Source organism: Rhodoferax saidenbachensis (genome assembly GCF_001955715.1).
Lineage (GTDB): Bacteria > Pseudomonadota > Gammaproteobacteria > Burkholderiales > Burkholderiaceae_C > Allorhodoferax > Allorhodoferax saidenbachensis.
The window spans coordinates 2,606,543-2,623,602 of record NZ_CP019239.1; the positions used below are offsets into that span (position 1 = coordinate 2,606,543).

Genomic DNA, 17,060 nt, shown 5'->3' on the forward strand with positions numbered 1-17,060 from the left:
CGCACCGTTCAAATATCCCACCAAAAGGCACTAGAAATCTCCCTGTACGGCTTTGTCGATACTTGCCAACATTCACCACACACAAGAATCGTACCTGAACCCACACCCTCCCAAGGCGTTTCGCCACTACGGAGAGGGCTGGTGCGCGTAGCTCACGGTGAGCATCTCCCACTGGTGACCATCGGGCACATTCCAGTAAACCATGTTGCCGCCGTAGTCGGTGTTGATCTGGCCGTCCTCCGGCCCGCGCACCGTGCTGCGAAACGCAACGCCCGCCGCACGCATGCGCGCCAGGATGGCGTAAAACTGCGCCTGCTCCACCCGAAAGCAAAAGTGGTAGACCGGAAAGTCCTCGTCCGTCTGGATGAAGTCCAGCGTCAGCCCGTCGTTGATAAACACCGGCGCGAACGGGCCGACCCCGGTCTCGGACCACGGTACACCCAGCAGTTCGGCCAGTTGCCGCGCCGAGGCCACCGCGTGGTGCGACGGCACGATGGTGTGATCGAGGTGGATGGTCATGACACAGCCCTCACCAACATATAGATCCCCAACACGATGAGGCCCACAAAGAACCAGCGGCGAAATACATCCGGTCGCAATGTGGCGCGCACCCGCTGGCCCAGAAACATGCCCGCCAGCGCAGGCAACACCGCCAGGGCCGAACTGCCCGACGCGGGCAACTGGTAGCTGCCCTGCAGGGCCAGGGCTGCCGCCAGCGCCACGGTAGACACTGTGAATGACAGGCCCAGCGCCTGTATGAGCTGCTCCTTGGCCAAACCCAGCGATCCCAGATACGGCACGGCGGGCACCACAAAAACGCCTGTGGCGCCCGTCACGAGGCCCGTGACCAGCCCCACCAGCGGCGATAGCCAGGGCTCGGCCCGCGCAGGCACGCGGAACTGGCGCGCCGCAAGCCCTATGACCCCGTACAGCGCCAGGATGGCGCCCAAGCCTGCACTGGCCACCGACGAGGACGCACCGGTCAACACACTGATGCCCAGCAACGTGCCCAAGCAGATCATCACCATCATGGTGGCCAACCGTTTGAACAAATACCCCAGAGGCGGCCCCGCCACCAGTTGCCACACATTGGTCACGAGCGAAGGAATGATCAGCATCGAGGCCGCAGCGACTGGCGCCATGAACAGGCTCAGCACGCCCATGGCCACCGTGGGCAGTCCCATACCCACCACCCCTTTGACAAAACCGGCGGCCACAAACGTGGCGGTGATGAAAATCAGGATAGTGGTGGTGTCACTGTTCAAGGCGGGACTCCGTGATTTAAAGGCGCGTGGGGTCGCCCCATTGGGCATTCAGTGTTGTCGCCGCAACATAGACGTCTGGGTTTGTGGCGGGCTTGGTTTTCAGCATGGGAGGTGAATGGTGTGGATCACCCTGGGCAAGAGGATAGGGTCATCCCCGCATTTTGGCTAGCGCTGCCACGCACCACCACACGGCCGCCCAGAGCGCGGCCACCAGTGCGCCATGGACGCAGACCGTAGCGAAGAATTTAGGCGAAGTCTGGAGAGACTGGTTACCCGCTAGTGGCCCGCAGTGACACGACGCAGGATGAAGAAGAACGGCTTCTGCATGCCTTTGCGATCCATCACGCCGAACACGGCGTTTGCATCGATCTTGCGGAAGACATCGTTGATGGGAAGCTGGTCGTACACCATGGTCGCGCTGGACTGGCCGCGGTAGCTGGTCATGCGCAATCTCGCACGCGAGCGGGTGGTCGTGAACAGCGGCATCATGGCCTGAAACACCCGACCCAGAGTGGCCGACTTGGGCAGTGCCACGTGGTCGCTCCAACTGAGCGCAGGCCCCATCCGCGCCGGGTTCACGCTGGCAAGGCCGCCGCCGAGGGTTGAGAACACCAGAGGGTGCACGTCTTCTGCACTCTCAAAACGCTTGCCGTACCAGTGGTACGCCTCCAGCAGGCCATCCATGGGGTGACCGGTTTCAAAGCCCTCCCCTTTCCAGCTTCCGAGCATGAAGTCCGTCTCCACCGGCGACAGTGCATCGAACAGCGCAAGTGCCTCCTGGGTTGTCGCACCGCCTGCATTTAGTTTTTCGTGCACATTCATCGGGATACGGTCTCGGTGTATTGCATGCCGCCTGGCGCCAGCACTAGGCCACGCCAGCCGGGCCGTTTTTGTCCACGGTATAACGCAGCTCCGCCATACCCGCCCCCATCTGCTGTGCAGAGACCAGACGCAAGGTCGGGTTTAACACCCTGCGCGGGAAAAGCGGCTTGCCCTTGCCCAGCGTGGCAGAACCTATTTGAATGATCAGCTCGTCCAGCAAACTCGCATCATGGAACTGCCCCGCGAGATCACCACCGCCCACAATCCAGAGGTTTTTACCACCCGCCGCAGCGCGCATCTCGGCATGGACCTGGTGCACATCGCCCTGCACAAACCGGATGTCCGCGCCGGGTAGGGCGGGCAAGGTGCGGCTGGAGAACACCCAAGCCGGCTGGGTATAAGGCCACGGCGAGCCCGTCTCGGCGATCACCATGTCGGCGTTGCGCCGCATCCATTCGTAGGTGGAAGACCCCATGGCCAAAGCGCCCACCTCGGCAATAAACGCGGGATAGCTGGAGTGGTTGATGTCACCCAGCGGAAACAGCCACTCCAGAGAGTCATCCTCTGTAGCAATGAAGCCATCAAGACTGGTCGCGGTGAAGTACTGGGTTTTCATGGTTGCGCTTTTCTGGACGTGGGCCGTTCAGCGTGCAGGCTGGGTGGGTGGAACATAGCCTTCTGGATGCTGGGGCAGCGCATCATCGATCGGCCACCAGCTTGCTTTGGAATTCACATGGGCGTGGAACGCCAACCGGGTTTGCACGGGCTCTGCCAGGAGTCCCGCACGAATCCGCACGATACCGGGCAAGGAATCCCGCGCACTGAAGACAGGCGACCCACAGACCGCGCAGAAAACCCGGACCTTTCCGGGCGAGGATTCAAAGCGGTGCAACAACGCTTGCCCTGACGAGAACGACAACCGCGATGCATCAACCGGAATGTTGGTGGCGAACGGACCACCTTGTGCGCGCCTGCATTGGGCGCAATGGCAAACCTGCACCGGCGCCAGCGCTCCTTCGATAGTGAACTGCACGCCTTTGCAAAGGCATGATCCATGGTGTTTGATGGCCATCGCGTGGTTTTAGCACAGCGCACGACTGGCCAGTAAGGCGCCCCACCCTCTCACACTTGGGCCTGATGCTGTTCCCCCATCACCAAGAACGCTCCCTACACCGCTGCCCCGCCACGGATGACGCGGCCAAGCCGTTCATGCGCAACCCTGCACTACCGGTAGGTCCAGAAGGTAGCCTTTGCCGCGGATGGTTTTGATGATGTCCAGCCCTTCGGAGGCAGCCATCAGCTTTTGCCGTAGACGCGATACCAGCAAATCGATGCTTCGCACGCCGGCACCGATCTGGCGCCCGCCCACCAGCTCCAGCAGTTGTTCGCGACTCAGCAGTTGCCGCGGGGTTTGTAAAAAAGTGCACAGCAGGCGGAATTCAGCATGGGACAAAGCGACCGTCAAGCCACTGGGGGCCAGCAAACTGCGGCTTTCGCGGTCCAGTGTCCAGCCCTGAAAGTTGTACACATTGGCAAGCGCCCGCGCCTCCGGCCCGTCCGACGACACCGCCGCACGGCGCAACACCGCCTGGATGCGGGCCACCAGCTCGCGCGGTTCAAAGGGTTTGACGACGTAATCGTCGGCTCCGTTTTCCAACCCCACCACCCGGTCGTAAGGGTCTGTCCGGGCAGACAGCATGATGATAGGCATCTGGGTTTGCTGGCGCACTTCGCGCGTCAGGCTCAAGCCATCGGTTTCAGGCAGTTCCACGTCCATGACGATCAGGTCAATCGCATGCGCAGCCAGCTGGGTGCGCATGCCAGTGCCGTCCACGGCCACATGGGTCTCAAACCCATAGGGCCGCAGATAGTTGGCCAGCAGGCTATTGATATCCTCATCGTCATCAACAATTAATACTTTTGCCTTGAAAGTCATTGTGAAATAGGGGGGGGTATTTACTTTGTCAGCATACTGATGGTATCTTGAAAATAAAGCCGCCCAACCAAATCGGCTTTATATTTATCAATACTGAAATAATATTGACACAATCAATTTACAAAGCTGAAATAAACCCACTCAAGCGACGTATCAAATTAATATGTCAGCGCGGTGCGTATTATGGGCGGGCGTCCCAGCAGTTTAATTTTTAGCGCGGGGTCAGCTGGCTTTTCTCCCAGCCAGATATTCAGCAAGGCGTTATAGACGGCAATATCGCGCAGCGGTGCCGTCAGCGGTTTTTTGTTCAGTTCCACCATGGTCCCGGTTCCCGGCACCCAGTCCAGCGTCAAGCTATCGCCTTTGCGCAGACCTTGGGGTTGGCTTGCAATCGCCTTGCCCAAGTGCAGCATGCTCCCCACCACCCCCTCCTGCAAGCTGGCCCGTTCTGCTGCCACGTAATCCAGCAGCGCCTCGCTGAAATCTGCGCCGCTGACGTCACGCAGCATGGAAATCGCCAGCCGGCGCGGTCCCTCGGCCTCAAACACCTCCTGCACCGTCGCCCGGTGGTCGGGAAGGTATAGCCCCAGGGCATAGATCTTGAAGATCAGGCGCTTGCTGACGCCTGCACCATTGAGCTTGAGGTGCCGGCCCGCCACCTGGACCGAATCGTCGAGCGCGACGCCCTCCATTTCCGCCGTCGCGAAACACGGGAGGCAGGCAACCGCGCATACAGTCGCGGCCAATGTGGTTTTAAAGCCTGTAAACATGGTTTTCTCCTGACCTTGCGGCTACCAGATAGCCAAAGAGTTGTTGAGCACGCGTTGCAGCCAGTTGCGCGATGCAGCGTCTGACGTATCGCCCTGCCCCACCACCTCCAGACGCGCATTCACGACGTCGTTGGACTGGATGACATTGCCGTCCGCCATGTCCTTCGGATCCACCACACCGGAGAAACGCAAGGTGCTGTTATTGCCTTGCAGGGCAATGCTGCGTTCGCCCGCCACCACCAGGTTGCCGTTGGCAAGCACATTGATCACCGAGGTCGCAAGCTGGCCGGTGAACTTGCTGTCATTCTTGGAGGTGCCGTTGCCCTTGAAGGTGTTGCTGCCAGACGCAGCGTCGTTCTGGTTCAACCATGGACTCAGCAGGGAGTCGGCATTGGCGTTTCCAGTGCCCTTGGAGGTCAGCGCGCTCTCACGGCTGATATCGGTCTTGACGGTGTTGCTGGCGCTCAGGGTCTCCGAAATATTGACCTTGACGATGTCACCCACTGCACGTGCTTTCTGGCGCCCCGTGTACAAGGACCCGGATGTGGGATTGAATAACGAGCCCGTGTGGACACGCTCCACATTGGCAGGGCGCGCAATCGGCGCAGCAATCGCCGGCAGTTGCAAGATGGTGGGTGACGGGTTGGCACATCCGGCCAACAAAACCGCCAGACTCAAGGCCACAAGGTGACGGACTGGGAGGTTGGAGTTCATGATTTTTCCTTGGAAAGAGGAGCCCCACGGCGCTCTGGAACGATGCCTGTCACCAGCGCCGCCACCACGGGCGCCAGCTTGTCATGGGTCGTCGCCCATTTGCTACGCCCGAAGTCGGGATCCACCACGTAGTGGCTGCTGGAGAGCACCTGCCCCTTGGCACTTTGCAAGGTCAGGGACGCGGCACTCACGTAAGCCTGGTAGCTATCGGTCATGGGGCGCTTGTCCCACGTCATCTGCGCGCTGTAACGCAGCCAGACGGCACAGGCCGCGACAGGGCTCTGCTCGTCGTACACGCGGCTCTCGATCTGGTGTGCACGCAGGGCCGTTTGCAGCGCGGGAATCACATCGGCGCTGGCAGTATTGGGGTTGAACTCAATACACAGCGTGGTAAAGGGTGCGTGCGGGTAGTACACCGTGTTGACCGCCTCCCCCGGCTCCGACTGCATGGACATCGTGGCCATGCCACCGGTGGCCTTGGCAAGCTCCCACAGAGGGACAGGGCTCACGATGGAACACGCTGACAAGGTCAGGACAGCCAACGAAAGCGCCACCGGCGGCAATAAGGAGGCCATGGGGGAGGCCATGGTCAGAGGATTTCGCTGACGGTTTGCTTGCCTGCCTCTACCCCCATGGCAACATAACTTGCCACGGTGCCTGCGGCGGAGCTGATGCCATCGGCAAGGCTGGAGGCTGCATCCCCCACCGCATCAAAGGTGTCTTCGGCCATGCCAGCCACCTCGTTGTACAGTGAGACGACGCTGTTCTCAGCACTGTCCACCGCATCGCCTACAGCATCGGCTACATCGCCAAAAACATCGCTGACAGAGTGCAGACCGGACTCGGCCACATCACCCAGCTTGCCCAGGCTCTCCGCACTGAAGGACACCACCGCACTGACCGAGTCGGCTGCGGCTTCTGCCACCCCCACCACACCAGCGACAACCGGCCCGTAGGCCGCGTTATTCACGTCGTAATGCGTCTGCGGCGGGGACACCAGCGACGACACATATGAGGACACCGAACCAATATTACTCATCGCATTCTCCTGAGTTTCGTTAAAGGACGAATGAATATTAGTTTTTTGCACTCCAAGCAAATAACCCAATGACAATATGAAAAACCAATTACTTCTGATACTCGAAAAACCACATTAACCAGACATTTATATATAGATAATATTGAAATACTATATTTACCCAATTGATTTTTAAATGGAATTAATTGAAATAATATTTCCGTCTTGACACAAATGTTGTGCGCATGGCCGCACCGGACTGGCAACGCGGGCCCCGCCCGCGCAGGCCTGGGCTTGCGGGCAGCCTTTTTCAGCCCCTCACTACAATGCATGCCCCAGCCCCAGACGCGCCAGAAGCCCATGACCACACCAGAAACCCGTTCCGATACCCCCGACGTCACGCCAGCCGCCCTTGAAGACCAGGCAAAACCGTTCATGCGCACCATCAAGAGTTTTGTGAAGCGCGCGGGGCGCATGGGTGGTGGGCAGATACGGGCCATGGAGGAATTGGGGCCACAGTTTCTGCTGCCTTACCAGCAAAGTGCTATTGATTTTGAAGCGGCTTACGCAGATGCAGCGGGGGCTGCAGGCCAGAAACATGCTGAACGCCCGCTGGTGCTGGAAATCGGCTTTGGCATGGGTGAGGCCACGGCCAAGATCGCCACCACGCTGCCGGGCACCAACTTCCTGTGCTGCGAAGTGCACGAGCCCGGTGTGGGTGCGCTGCTCAAGCGCATTGGCGAGAACCACATCACCAACATCCGTATCTGCAACCACGACGCGGTGGAGGTGATAGACCACATGCTGCCGCTGGGCAGCCTGGACGGCGTGCACATCTTCTTCCCGGACCCCTGGCACAAGACCAAACACAACAAGCGCCGCCTGATCCAGAGCCCGCTGATCGCCAAGCTCGCGGCGCGCCTCAAGGTGGGTGGCTACCTGCATTGCGCCACCGACTGGGAACCTTACGCCCAGCAGATTCTGGAAGTGCTGACGGCCGAACCTGCGCTGAAAAACCGCGCCCTGGTCAGCCATCCTGAATTGATGGGCTACGCACCCAAGCCGCACTACCGCCCGCTGACCAAGTTTGAAAACCGTGGCATCAAGCTGGGCCACGGCGTCTGGGATGTGGTGTTTGAGCGCGTTTAACTAGCCGCATGCGTGCCACCCGCCACCATGCGCCTGCTCCGCGCAACGGCGTTGGCGCCAGTTGCGTAGTGGTGCCCGCGGGCGTATGGCCCAGCGTCATGGACTTCCTGGCGCACCAGTTTCCCCGCGTGGCGCCCGGCATCTGGCAGCAGCGCCTGGCACAAGGTTCCGTCAGCGACGACTCGGGCGCAGTGCTCAGCGCCGACACCCCGTGTGTGCCCGGCCAGCGGCTCTATTACTACCGCGAGGTGGAGGCCGAGGTACCCATTCCGTTCGAAGCCACGGTGTTATGGCGCAACGACGATCTGCTGGTGGCCGACAAGCCGCATTTCCTGCCGGTGATGCCGTCGGGCAAATATGTGCAGGAAACCTTGCTCGTGCGCCTGAAAAAAGAGTTTGACCTGCCCGAACTCACGCCCATCCACCGCATAGACCGCGACACGGCCGGGCTGGTGCTGTTTTCAGTGCGGGCGGCCACGCGCAACGCCTATGCCGCGTTGTTTCGCGAGCGCCAGGTCACCAAACACTACGAATGCATCGCACCGTGGAACCCCGCCCTACCCTGGCCCATACACCGCGCCACGCGCATTGGCAATGCGCAGCACTTCATGCAGCAGTCCGAAGAGGTGGGCGAGGTGAACGCGATCACCGACATTGAACCGATTGAGGTGCACGGTAACTGGGCGCGCTACGCGCTCAAACCCATCACCGGCCAGCGCCACCAGCTGCGCGTGCACATGGCCGCACTGGGCCTGCCCCTACTGGGCGACGGGATCTACCCGGTGCTGACACCGGAGGGCACCGAGGACTACAACAATCCGCTGCAGCTGCTAGCCCAATCGATTGCGTTTACCGACCCTTTGTGCGAAGAACCCATGCAGTTTGAAAGCCGCTTGAAGCTGCGGGCGCTGGACGCTATCTAAAGCCGTTCGCCCTGCGCTTGCCGGATGGGCGAAGGGCTCACAAGGCTTCGACAGGCTCAGCCCGAACGGAGGGGTTTTAGGGGTACCCGGAACGCAGTGCGCTACTTGCCGCCCAGCGCTACGTTGATTTTGGCGAGGACGGTGTCTTCCACCTTCATGCTGCACATCAGGTAGCGGTGCTCACCAGGCGGCATATCGGGGAACTGGGTCAGGTTGAAATCACCCTCGGCATATCCGGCGTGTTTGGCGTAGTACTCGGCCTCTTCTTTGGGCATGAACACAATGTCGGCACGGCCGCTGCGCAGCATGACGAGCATTTGTGGAAACTCCGCCGCCGTGCGCACGGTCTTGGCACGCATGCTGGCAAATTGGGCTTGCAGGTAGGTGCCCTGCGCAGTGCTGTCCTTGATGAGCACCCGGATCTCGGGCTTGGCCAGCACGGCCGCAATGGTGGCACCTGGCGCGAGCCGGAACTCGGGATTGGTCACACCCACCACCGGTGCGTCCTGCGCCAGGGGCTTGCTGAACTTGGCGAACTTGCGTCGCTCGGCAGTGACAAACCAGCCCAGCGAACAAACACGCCGGGTGTTGGTTTTCAACTCATGCAACTGGCGCTCCGGCGAGGCCTCCCGCAACTCATAAGCCACGTCGGCCTTGGCGAATGCCTGCAGGGCGGTGGGGGCCAGGGAGCCCGACACGGTGCCGTTGGGCCCACGCATCATGAAGGGCGGGCGCTCCAGAAAATACAAAATGATGGGCTCCTGCTCCGCCAGCGCCTGAGCGCCGGGGAGCAGCATGCCCAACAAAACGACCCACCACGTGCTGTGCTTCATGTGTGCGATTGGCCGGTGATTTAGCCGGTGATTTCCCGTGCGCTGATTTGGTATTTGAAGTCGTCCGGCGCGTAGGAGTCAAGGCGCCCTGCAGCATTTTCTGCAGCGGGGTACATGAAGAAACCGAGCTTGGGGCCTTTGGCGTTGGGCAGCACCACGTCGTGCGCCACGTTGTAGGCCATCCAGTTGCCTTCCCAGCCTCCAAACAGGCTCTTGTTGACCGGTGCCACCAGCGGGTTGCTGGATGACTTGATCCATTCGGGCGTTTCCTGGCGCATGACCTTGGCCACGTCGGCCGGGTCCATACCGACCCAGCCGTGGCCCTTGAGGTAGACCTCGGCACGGCAGTGCTGCGCACCCTTGAGGCTGGCGGAGTTGCCACCCAGCTCACGGTAGCCAAAGGCGCTGGGCGCCACGCGTAGGCCGTATACGTCACGTGCGGGAACACCCACGGCGCGGCACAGGCCCACAAACAGCGCATTCAGGTCGGCGCACTTGCCGCCCAGGTTGTTGGTTTCCAGCATGGTCTTGATGTCGCCTTCACCGCATCCGCGCACCTTGGGTTCGCGGTAGGTGTTGGTGACGATCCAGTCATAAATCTTCTGCGCCTTTTCCACATCGCTCTTGGCGCCGCGGGTGGCCTCCAGCGCGGTGGTGCGCACGATGCCGTCGGTGGGCAGCAGTGCGGTGGGTTGGGTCCAGTATTTCAGGGTGGCGGCGTCTTCGGCCACGGCGGCCTTCTGGCCCCAGTTTTGCGCGCGGTTCTGCGTCTGGATGCGGCTGGTCAGCTCCACATAGGGCTTGGCTTCGTTCTCCGCAAACTCCACATACAGCATGCGTGCGCCGGTACTGTTGTCGTCTTCCAGTCGGGCCGTGCCATTGCTGGAGTAGCTGCTTTCCAGGGACTTTTGCCAGTCGCTGTTGACGCTGGGAATGGGAAGCCACACGCGGGTCACGCCCTGGGGTTTGGCAATATCCACCCGGGTGGTCACCTCAAAAGTGCGCCACTGGCCGGGTACAGGGCTGAACTTGCGCTCGGTCGGAGCAGCAGACTGCGCAAAATTGATAGCAGGCAGCGCACTACTGGCAAGGGCTACAGCCGTTTTTTGCAGAAAATTGCGGCGCGAATCCGCACGCTTGGGCGAGAAAACGGTGGTCATAAAGAGAACTCCGGTGTAATGAAACAAGGCGCGTACGGCGTAATACAAATACCCCGGGGTAGCGCAGCCCATGATTATCCTCTGCGCCCTGTATATTCAGCGCCTCATTCTGTGCAAACCCCTTTTCGCGCTTTCCCGGCCTTACCCGTTTGACCCCCGACCACCCCACTGCCAAAGCCCTGGCCGCCCTGTCACTGGCCGCGTTTGAGAAAGTCGTCCACGGTACCGACGGTTTCCGCCCCCGCCCGGGCCAGCACGCCATGGCGCAGTGCATCGCCGACACCCTGGCCCAGGCCGATCTGGGTGAACACGCCACACCCACCAAGGCCATCGCCGTGATCCAGGCCGGGACCGGCGTGGGCAAGAGCGCGGCCTATGCCAGCACCGCCATTGCCATGGCGCTGGAGCGCAAGACCCGCGTGCTGATCTCCACCGCCACCGTGGCGCTGCAGGAGCAGCTCATGACCAAGGATTTGCCGGCACTGGCAGCCAGCATGGACAAACCCTTTGCCTACGCGCTGGCCAAGGGCCGTGGGCGGTATGTCTGCAAGGTCAAGCTGGAGCGGCTGGTGGGCACCGGCGCCGGGGAAGAAGAATTGTTTGACGACGACATGCCCCAGCCCAAGGTGTCGGCCCTGTCGCAAGAGGCCATCGAGGAACGCCGCCAATCCCTCTACGAAAGCATGGCCCACAAATTGGCCGTGGTGAGCTGGGACGGCGACCGTGACACCCTGCCCGACACACCCGACCCACGCGACTGGTCGGCCGTGGCCGCCGAACGCCACACCTGCACCGCGCGCCACTGCCCGCGTTACAAAGAGTGCAGCTACTACAACGCGCGCACCAAACTGGCCGAAGCCAACGTCATCGTGGCCAACCACGACCTGGTGCTGGCCAGCCTGGGCATGAAAACCCTGCCCGACCTGGACAACTGCCTGGTGGTGTTCGACGAAGGCCACCACCTGCCCGCTGTGGCCCTGGACCAATTCTCCAGCGCCATGGATTTGAGCAATCTGCGCTGGCTCGACAAGCTGCCCAAGACCATGAACGAGGTGGCGGGCAAGCTCGCGCTGCACCTGGGCGAAGACGTGCAGACCGTGACCAGCCAGCTCAAAGGCGCACTCACTACGCTGGCGCGCATGGCCATGGACCTGGTGTGGGCCCAGACCGGCCGCAACGCCCAAGGCAGCGGTAACGACGGCACGCTGCGCTTTGCCAACGGCGTGCTGCCCGAAGCACTGGTCGAACCGACCACGCAGATCCATGCGCAGGCATCGGGCCTGTCCAAAGTGCTGGAGGCGCTGGGTGTGGACGTGAAGGCGGTGGCCAAAGATGACCCGAGCCAGGCCGTACTGTGCGCACAGCTTTATGCGCATTTGGGCGGTCTGGCGCCGCGCCTGGCCAGCCTGGTGTCCACATCGCAGTTGCTGCTGGAGCATGGCGAACAGCCGCTGGCCAAATGGCTGCAGGCCGAGAGCGAAAGCAGCTTTTTGACGATGACCGCACATGCCTGCCCCATCGTGCCCGGCGACCTGCTGCGCCAGTTTTTATGGAGCCAGGTGCGCGGCGCCATCGTCACCAGCGCGTCACTCACCAGTTGCGGCAGCTTTGATTACTTCCTCAAGGAAGCAGGCCTGTCCAACAAACCCTATGTCACTGCACTCGAAGTGGCCAGCCCGTTTGACTACGCTGCCCAGGGCACGCTCACCGTGGTGCACACCCGCGCCGACCCCAAGCAAGCCGACGCCTACACGGCCGAGATGGTGGGCATGCTGATGGACGATATCGAGCAGGTCAAACGCGGCGCACTCGTGTTGTTCACCTCCCGCGCACAAATGCGCGCCGCCACCGAGGCCGCGCCCGGCCATTTGATGGACATGGTGCTGGTGCAGGGCACACAGTCCCGCGCGCGCCTGCTGGCGGCACACACGGCGCGCGTGGAAAGCGGCATGCCCTCGGTGCTGTTTGGCCTGCAATCCTTTGGCGAAGGGCTGGACCTGCCCGGCGCCCTGTGCGAGACCGTATTTATTGCCAAGCTGCCCTTTGCGCCACCCAGCGATCCGGTGGACGAAGCACGCGCAGAGTGGCTGCGCAGTGTGGGGCGAGACCCGTTCAACGAATTGGTGATTCCGGCCACCGGCATCAAGTTGTTGCAGTGGACAGGACGCGCGATCCGCACGGAAGAGGACCACGCGCATGTGGTTTGTTATGACAAGCGGCTGACGTTGACGGCGTATGGGCGGCGCATGCTCAGTGGCTTGCCGCCCTATCGGCAGGAGCAGCGCAAGAGTGGCGGTATTATTTGACGCACACACATCCACCAGGAACCCACATGAAGAAAGCCATGGCCTTGCTGCTCTTGGTAAGCACCCTGCTTGCGGGCTGCGAGTCCATGTCGGTCTCCGAATGCAAGGTCGCGGACTGGGGACGCGTCGGGTATTCCGATGGTGCACGCGGGGTGAGTGATCGCCGCATAGCGAGCTACACCGAAGACTGCGGCGAAGCCGGCATTGAGACCGACCCGCAGGCCTACCGCAAAGGCTGGGACGCTGGCATTGTGAATTTCTGCACCCCCGCCAATGGCTGGCGCGAGGGCACACTGGGGAATTCCGGCAAAGCCTCAGTCTGCCAGGGGCAGGCAGGTTATGCCGGATTTGCACGTTACCTGGGCGCAGGCTTGCAGGTGCACAGCACGCAGGAACAGATGAAACGCAACACCAGTGAATCAGAGCGCCTGCAAAAGCGTCTTGATGCGTCCAAGAGTGACGAAGAAAAAAGGCGACTTCGAAATGACCTCCGGGATATTGACCGCGATCAGTTGAACTTGCGTTATCTGCTGACACAGCAGCAACTGTTGGCGCCTTGAAGAAAGGCCTGCGAGGTGTTTCTCACTTCGGCTGGATGGTTTGATGTTTTGGCATGTCGGGTTGTGCGCCCGACAGCGCACCTACTTTCTTTGCTTCGCCAAAGAAAGTAGGCAAAGAAAGGCGAGCCGGATTCGTCGGCCCTGCGGGCACGCTGCGTTGCTCGGTTTGGGCGGGGTCTGGCTCGAACTCGCTGCGCTCAAACAATCGCCAGCCCTCATCCGCCCAAACCTGCGCTACTCGCCTCCTCATTACGGCGCTACCGCCAATCCAACAGCCGGATACCAAATACCGAACTTCGTCCGCGCTGCGCGCGGACGGGTATTCATTTCGTGCCGAGCGCAGCGTTGGCACGTGAATCGCCCTAACTCCCTTCTGGCTGCGCCGAGGAGCGCAGGGTTCAGTGGATCAGGGCTGGCGATTGTTTGAGCCCAAAGGGCGAGTTCGAGCCAGACCCCACTGAACCCGAGCACCGCAGGTTGCCCTGTAGCGCAGCGTAGGGGTCGCAGACAGCAGGGTCGCCTTTCTTTGCCTACTTTCTTTGGCGAAGCAAAGAAAGTAGGTCGCCTGCCGGGGCGAAACCCGGCTAGCCAAGAAAGCCAAGAACCCCTGCCCTTCGACAAGCTAAGAGCGAACGGGCTTTAACGGATGTCGGTCGCCGTCTCAACCCAGATGCTGAATAAACCGCGCATTGATCGCAGCCAACTGCTGCTGCGTCAACCGATTCCCATACTGCGCCACGACAGCCCCAGCCGCCTGGTTGGCCAACCAAGCAGCGTCCGCATGGCTACGCCCCTTCGTCACGGCGTAAAGAAAAGCACCGGCAAACATGTCACCCGCACCATTCGTATCGACAGCCTTCACCTGCGCGGCAGGCACTTCGGTGCGCTTGTCACCTTCGATCACCACGCAGCCCTTCGCGCTGCGTGTCAGGCATACGGTGGTGGCGAGTTGGCTCACTTGCTCACAGACCGCTGCGAAGTCTTGTGAACCACACCAGACCTGGGCTTCTTCTTCGTTGCAGAACAGGTAGTCCAGACCACCCACTTGGGCATTGCCAATCATGGCTTCCAGGCCGGGGCGGCAGAAGTTGATCATGCTCATGTCGGAGAGCGTGGTGGCCAGTTTCACGCCGGCCTGTTTGGCAATCACGCGGCCCTGGATGGCGGCATCCAGCCCCGTGGGCGACGCTGCCAAATAGCCTTCCATGTAGTAGACCTTGGAATTGGCAATCGCCTGCGGATCCAGTGCGGTGTGGTCCAGGTCGGCCGTGGTGCCGAGGAAGGTGCTCATGCTGCGTTCGGCATCGGGCGTGACCATGACCATGCAGGTGCCGGTCTGGCCTTCAGACGACAACGGGCCGTTTGCCAGATTGCTGTCGACGCCATTCGAAGCCAAGTCCTTGCGGTAGAAGGCACCCAGTTCGTCATCGGCAACACGGCAGGAGTAAAAAGCGCGCCCACCCAATTGGGCCAGTGCCACCACGGTGTTGCCGGCCGAACCGCCACCGGTACTGCGCGAGTGTTTGTCTTTCACCTGCGCCTGCAGGTAGGCACGGCGCTCGGCGTCGATCAGCGTCATGTGCCGCTTCTCCACGGCCAGGGTTTTGAGTTGCGCGTCGCTGACTTCGTATTCGGAGTCCACCAGCGCGTTACCGATGGCGTAGAGGTCGTATTTATTGGTCATCCCGCAATCTTAATCAGTTGCGGACTTCAATTTGACCGGTTGGGGGCAGAGCACATCACTTCGTGCGCGGTCTGCCCCAACGAATTACTGCTCTACGAACGCTCGCTCGACCACGTAATCACCGGGCGTGGTAGTGCTGCCCTCTTTGAAGCCACGGGCGTCCAGCAGTGCGCGTATGTCCTTGTTGAGTGCCGGGCTGCCGCAAATCATGATTCGGTCGCGCTCGGGATCGATCTTGGGCAAACCCAGGTCAGCCTCCAGCTTGCCGCTGGCGATCAGGTCAGTGGCACGACCACGGTTCTTGAATGGCTCACGCGTCACACTGGGGTAGTACAGCAACTGCGCCTTGACCAGGTCACCCAGAAACTCGTTATTGGGCAGGTCAACATTGATGAAGTCCGCATACGCCAGCTCCTGGACCTCGCGCACACCGTGGAACAGGATGACCTTTTCGTACTTCTCGTATGTGGCCGGGTCGCGGATCAGGCACAGGAAGGGCGCCAGGCCCGTGCCGGTGCCAATGAGGTACAGATTCTTGCCCGGCAGCAGGTAGTCAATCAGCAAAGTGCCCGTGGGTTTCTTGCCGACAATGATCTTGTCGCCCACCTGGATGTGTTGCAGCTTCGATGTCAGCGGGCCATCCGGCACCTTGATGCTGAAGAATTCGAGGTGCTCTTCGTAGTTTGCGCTGACGATGCTGTAGGCGCGCAAGAGCGGTTTGCCGTTTTCCTGGCGCAGGCCGATCATGGTGAAATGGCCGTTGGAAAAGCGCAGCGCCGTATCCCGAGTGGTTGTGAAACTAAACAAACGGTCGGTCCAGTGGTGTACGCTTAAAACCGTTTCTTCCAGAAATGCACTCATGGGGGCCTTGGGTGGGTGTCAGTCAGAGGGATATGCCCGCTGCCAGAATGGCTAGGGCGAACCCTGATATTGTAAAACTCCATACCCCCGAGACTTGTTATATCCATATTGATTTGAGTCATTAAGCCTGCATGTCCCAAACCACGCCTTCACCTGCCGTTGCACCTTTGCTGGTGGCCTGCCTGTGCGCCGCCTGGTGCGGCACCTGCACGGACTACCAGCCGTTGTTTGCACAGCTGCAAAAAGACTTTCCTGGTGTGCGCTTCGTCTGGGTGGATATTGAGGACGAGTCCGAGCTGGTGGACCCGATCGAGGTGGAGAACTTCCCTACCCTGTTGATTGCAGCGGGCGAAAACACGCGCTTTTTTGGCACCGTCACGCCGCACCTGGAAACACTGCGTCGCCTGATCCAGTCTGCTGCGCAAGGCGGCAGCAGCGTCACCACGCCCGACGTGGTGGCGCTGACTCAGCGTTTGCGCACGCGCTGATCGGCAAACAGCGGCGCCAGCAGGCGCGCACCCTCAGGCCCCGCCCAGTCCAGCGCACCACGCACCACGCTGTGCACGCGGCCGGTGTCGTCTATCAACACGGTCGACGGATAAATACGGATCCCCCAGGCCCGGGCCATGTCACCCTGTGCATCACGCACCACGGGCAGTTGCAGGCCAGTGGCTTGCACAAAACGCGCAATCGCCTCGGGCGACTCCTTGAGGTTGATGGCGACCACGCTCAGGCGGTCTGCTTCGCGCGCGGCCAGCGCCTGCAGGGACGGCATCTCGGCGCGGCAGGGTTCGCACCAGGTGGCCCAGAAGTTAAGCAGCACGGCACGGCCCCGCAATGCGGCCAATGACCAGGGCTTGCCGTCCTGGTCTTGCATCGGAAATTGGGGAACCGGTTGCTTGCGGCTCCAGTGCTGCACGTCAAAGCCCGTTTCTGCAGCTGCTGCCCACGCGGGAAAGCCCGCAGCGCAGCCCGCCAACAGCAGGTGCCGACGTTGGAGGCTCATTGGGATTTATGCATCAAATACGGCTCTAGCCCACGTGGAATTTGCGCAAGCAG

At 61.1% G+C, this 17,060-nt stretch carries 20 protein-coding genes; 5 read left to right on the top strand and 15 right to left on the bottom strand.

Annotated features, from left to right (window positions below; all coding sequences use genetic code 11):
- Positions 1-126: 126 nt before the first annotated feature.
- From RS694_RS12470 to RS694_RS12515, 10 genes are all read right to left on the bottom strand, one after another.
- Positions 127-519, bottom strand: a complete 393-nt coding sequence (locus tag RS694_RS12470; protein WP_029708386.1) for a VOC family protein — start codon at positions 517-519, stop codon at positions 127-129.
- The gene (locus tag RS694_RS12475; protein ID WP_029708385.1) at positions 516-1,265 is read right to left on the bottom strand and encodes a sulfite exporter TauE/SafE family protein; all 750 of its coding nucleotides are present in this window, start codon (positions 1,263-1,265) and stop codon (positions 516-518) included. The genes RS694_RS12470 and RS694_RS12475 overlap by 4 nt, the downstream gene beginning before the upstream one ends.
- Positions 1,266-1,541: 276 nt before the next feature.
- Complete coding sequence (locus RS694_RS12480; protein ID WP_029708384.1) at positions 1,542-2,087, bottom strand: DUF4334 domain-containing protein; 546 nt, start codon at positions 2,085-2,087, stop codon at positions 1,542-1,544.
- Between the two features lie 43 nt (positions 2,088-2,130).
- A complete protein-coding gene (locus tag RS694_RS12485; RefSeq protein WP_029708383.1) occupies positions 2,131-2,703 on the bottom strand; it encodes a dihydrofolate reductase family protein in 573 nt (190 codons plus the stop codon).
- A 27-nt stretch (positions 2,704-2,730) separates the two neighbouring features.
- On the bottom strand, positions 2,731-3,159 hold the full coding sequence (locus tag RS694_RS12490) for a GFA family protein (protein WP_076069652.1): 429 nt from the start codon (positions 3,157-3,159) through the stop codon (positions 2,731-2,733).
- Between the two features lie 135 nt (positions 3,160-3,294).
- Complete coding sequence (locus RS694_RS12495; protein WP_037247627.1) at positions 3,295-4,023, bottom strand: response regulator transcription factor; 729 nt, start codon at positions 4,021-4,023, stop codon at positions 3,295-3,297.
- 158 nt (positions 4,024-4,181) lie between these two features.
- On the bottom strand, positions 4,182-4,793 hold the full coding sequence (locus RS694_RS12500) for a chalcone isomerase family protein (RefSeq protein WP_037247625.1): 612 nt from the start codon (positions 4,791-4,793) through the stop codon (positions 4,182-4,184).
- Positions 4,794-4,814: 21 nt separating this feature from the next.
- Positions 4,815-5,507 (bottom strand): flagellar basal body L-ring protein FlgH, encoded by a 693-nt coding sequence (locus RS694_RS12505; RefSeq protein WP_029708380.1) that lies wholly within the window; start codon positions 5,505-5,507, stop codon positions 4,815-4,817.
- Positions 5,504-6,094 (bottom strand): hypothetical protein, encoded by a 591-nt coding sequence (locus RS694_RS12510; protein ID WP_051391960.1) that lies wholly within the window; start codon positions 6,092-6,094, stop codon positions 5,504-5,506. Before RS694_RS12510 ends, RS694_RS12505 begins: the two co-directional genes overlap by 4 nt.
- A 2-nt stretch (positions 6,095-6,096) precedes the next feature.
- Entirely contained in the window at positions 6,097-6,546 is a 450-nt protein-coding gene (locus RS694_RS12515) for a hypothetical protein (protein WP_029708378.1), read from the bottom strand.
- A gap of 339 nt (positions 6,547-6,885) precedes the next feature.
- Between RS694_RS12515 and trmB the strand changes: the two genes are divergently transcribed.
- Positions 6,886-7,674, top strand: coding sequence for a tRNA (guanosine(46)-N7)-methyltransferase TrmB (trmB, locus tag RS694_RS12520; protein ID WP_029708377.1), 789 nt, complete (start codon positions 6,886-6,888; stop codon positions 7,672-7,674).
- Between the two features lie 8 nt (positions 7,675-7,682).
- On the top strand, positions 7,683-8,597 hold the full coding sequence (locus RS694_RS12525) for a pseudouridine synthase (protein ID WP_029708376.1): 915 nt from the start codon (positions 7,683-7,685) through the stop codon (positions 8,595-8,597).
- 101 nt (positions 8,598-8,698) lie between these two features.
- Here the strand turns inward: RS694_RS12525 and RS694_RS12530 are convergent, their stop codons facing one another.
- Both RS694_RS12530 and RS694_RS12535 read right to left on the bottom strand, forming a co-directional pair.
- Positions 8,699-9,430 (bottom strand): substrate-binding periplasmic protein, encoded by a 732-nt coding sequence (locus tag RS694_RS12530; RefSeq protein ID WP_029708375.1) that lies wholly within the window; start codon positions 9,428-9,430, stop codon positions 8,699-8,701.
- A gap of 20 nt (positions 9,431-9,450) precedes the next feature.
- Positions 9,451-10,590: a transglutaminase-like domain-containing protein gene (locus RS694_RS12535; RefSeq protein ID WP_029708374.1), complete on the bottom strand. Its 1,140-nt coding sequence runs from the start codon at positions 10,588-10,590 to the stop codon at positions 9,451-9,453.
- Between the two features lie 149 nt (positions 10,591-10,739).
- Here RS694_RS12535 and dinG point away from each other — a divergent pair, with 149 nt between their 5' ends.
- Positions 10,740-12,896 (top strand): ATP-dependent DNA helicase DinG, encoded by a 2,157-nt coding sequence (gene dinG / locus RS694_RS12540; RefSeq protein ID WP_241464079.1) that lies wholly within the window; start codon positions 10,740-10,742, stop codon positions 12,894-12,896.
- A 26-nt stretch (positions 12,897-12,922) separates the two neighbouring features.
- Positions 12,923-13,456 carry a DUF2799 domain-containing protein gene (locus RS694_RS12545; RefSeq protein ID WP_051391959.1) on the top strand — a complete coding sequence of 178 codons (534 nt, stop codon included), beginning with the start codon at positions 12,923-12,925 and terminating at the stop codon, positions 13,454-13,456.
- A 661-nt stretch (positions 13,457-14,117) separates the two neighbouring features.
- Here the strand turns inward: RS694_RS12545 and RS694_RS12555 are convergent.
- Positions 14,118-15,140 carry an adenosine kinase gene (locus tag RS694_RS12555; protein ID WP_029708370.1) on the bottom strand — a complete coding sequence of 341 codons (1,023 nt, stop codon included), beginning with the start codon at positions 15,138-15,140 and terminating at the stop codon, positions 14,118-14,120.
- An 84-nt stretch (positions 15,141-15,224) separates the two neighbouring features.
- Entirely contained in the window at positions 15,225-16,001 is a 777-nt protein-coding gene (locus RS694_RS12560; RefSeq protein ID WP_029708369.1) for a ferredoxin--NADP reductase, read from the bottom strand.
- A 131-nt stretch (positions 16,002-16,132) separates the two neighbouring features.
- On the opposite strand from RS694_RS12560, the gene RS694_RS12565 reads away from it, so the two are divergent.
- On the top strand, positions 16,133-16,489 hold the full coding sequence (locus RS694_RS12565; RefSeq protein ID WP_029708368.1) for a thioredoxin family protein: 357 nt from the start codon (positions 16,133-16,135) through the stop codon (positions 16,487-16,489).
- On the opposite strand, the gene RS694_RS12570 is transcribed toward RS694_RS12565, so the two are convergent.
- A complete protein-coding gene (locus RS694_RS12570; RefSeq protein WP_051391958.1) occupies positions 16,468-17,007 on the bottom strand; it encodes a TlpA family protein disulfide reductase in 540 nt (179 codons plus the stop codon). The two genes, RS694_RS12565 and RS694_RS12570, sit on opposite strands and share 22 nt — an antisense overlap.
- Between the last annotated feature and the right edge of the window lie 53 nt (positions 17,008-17,060).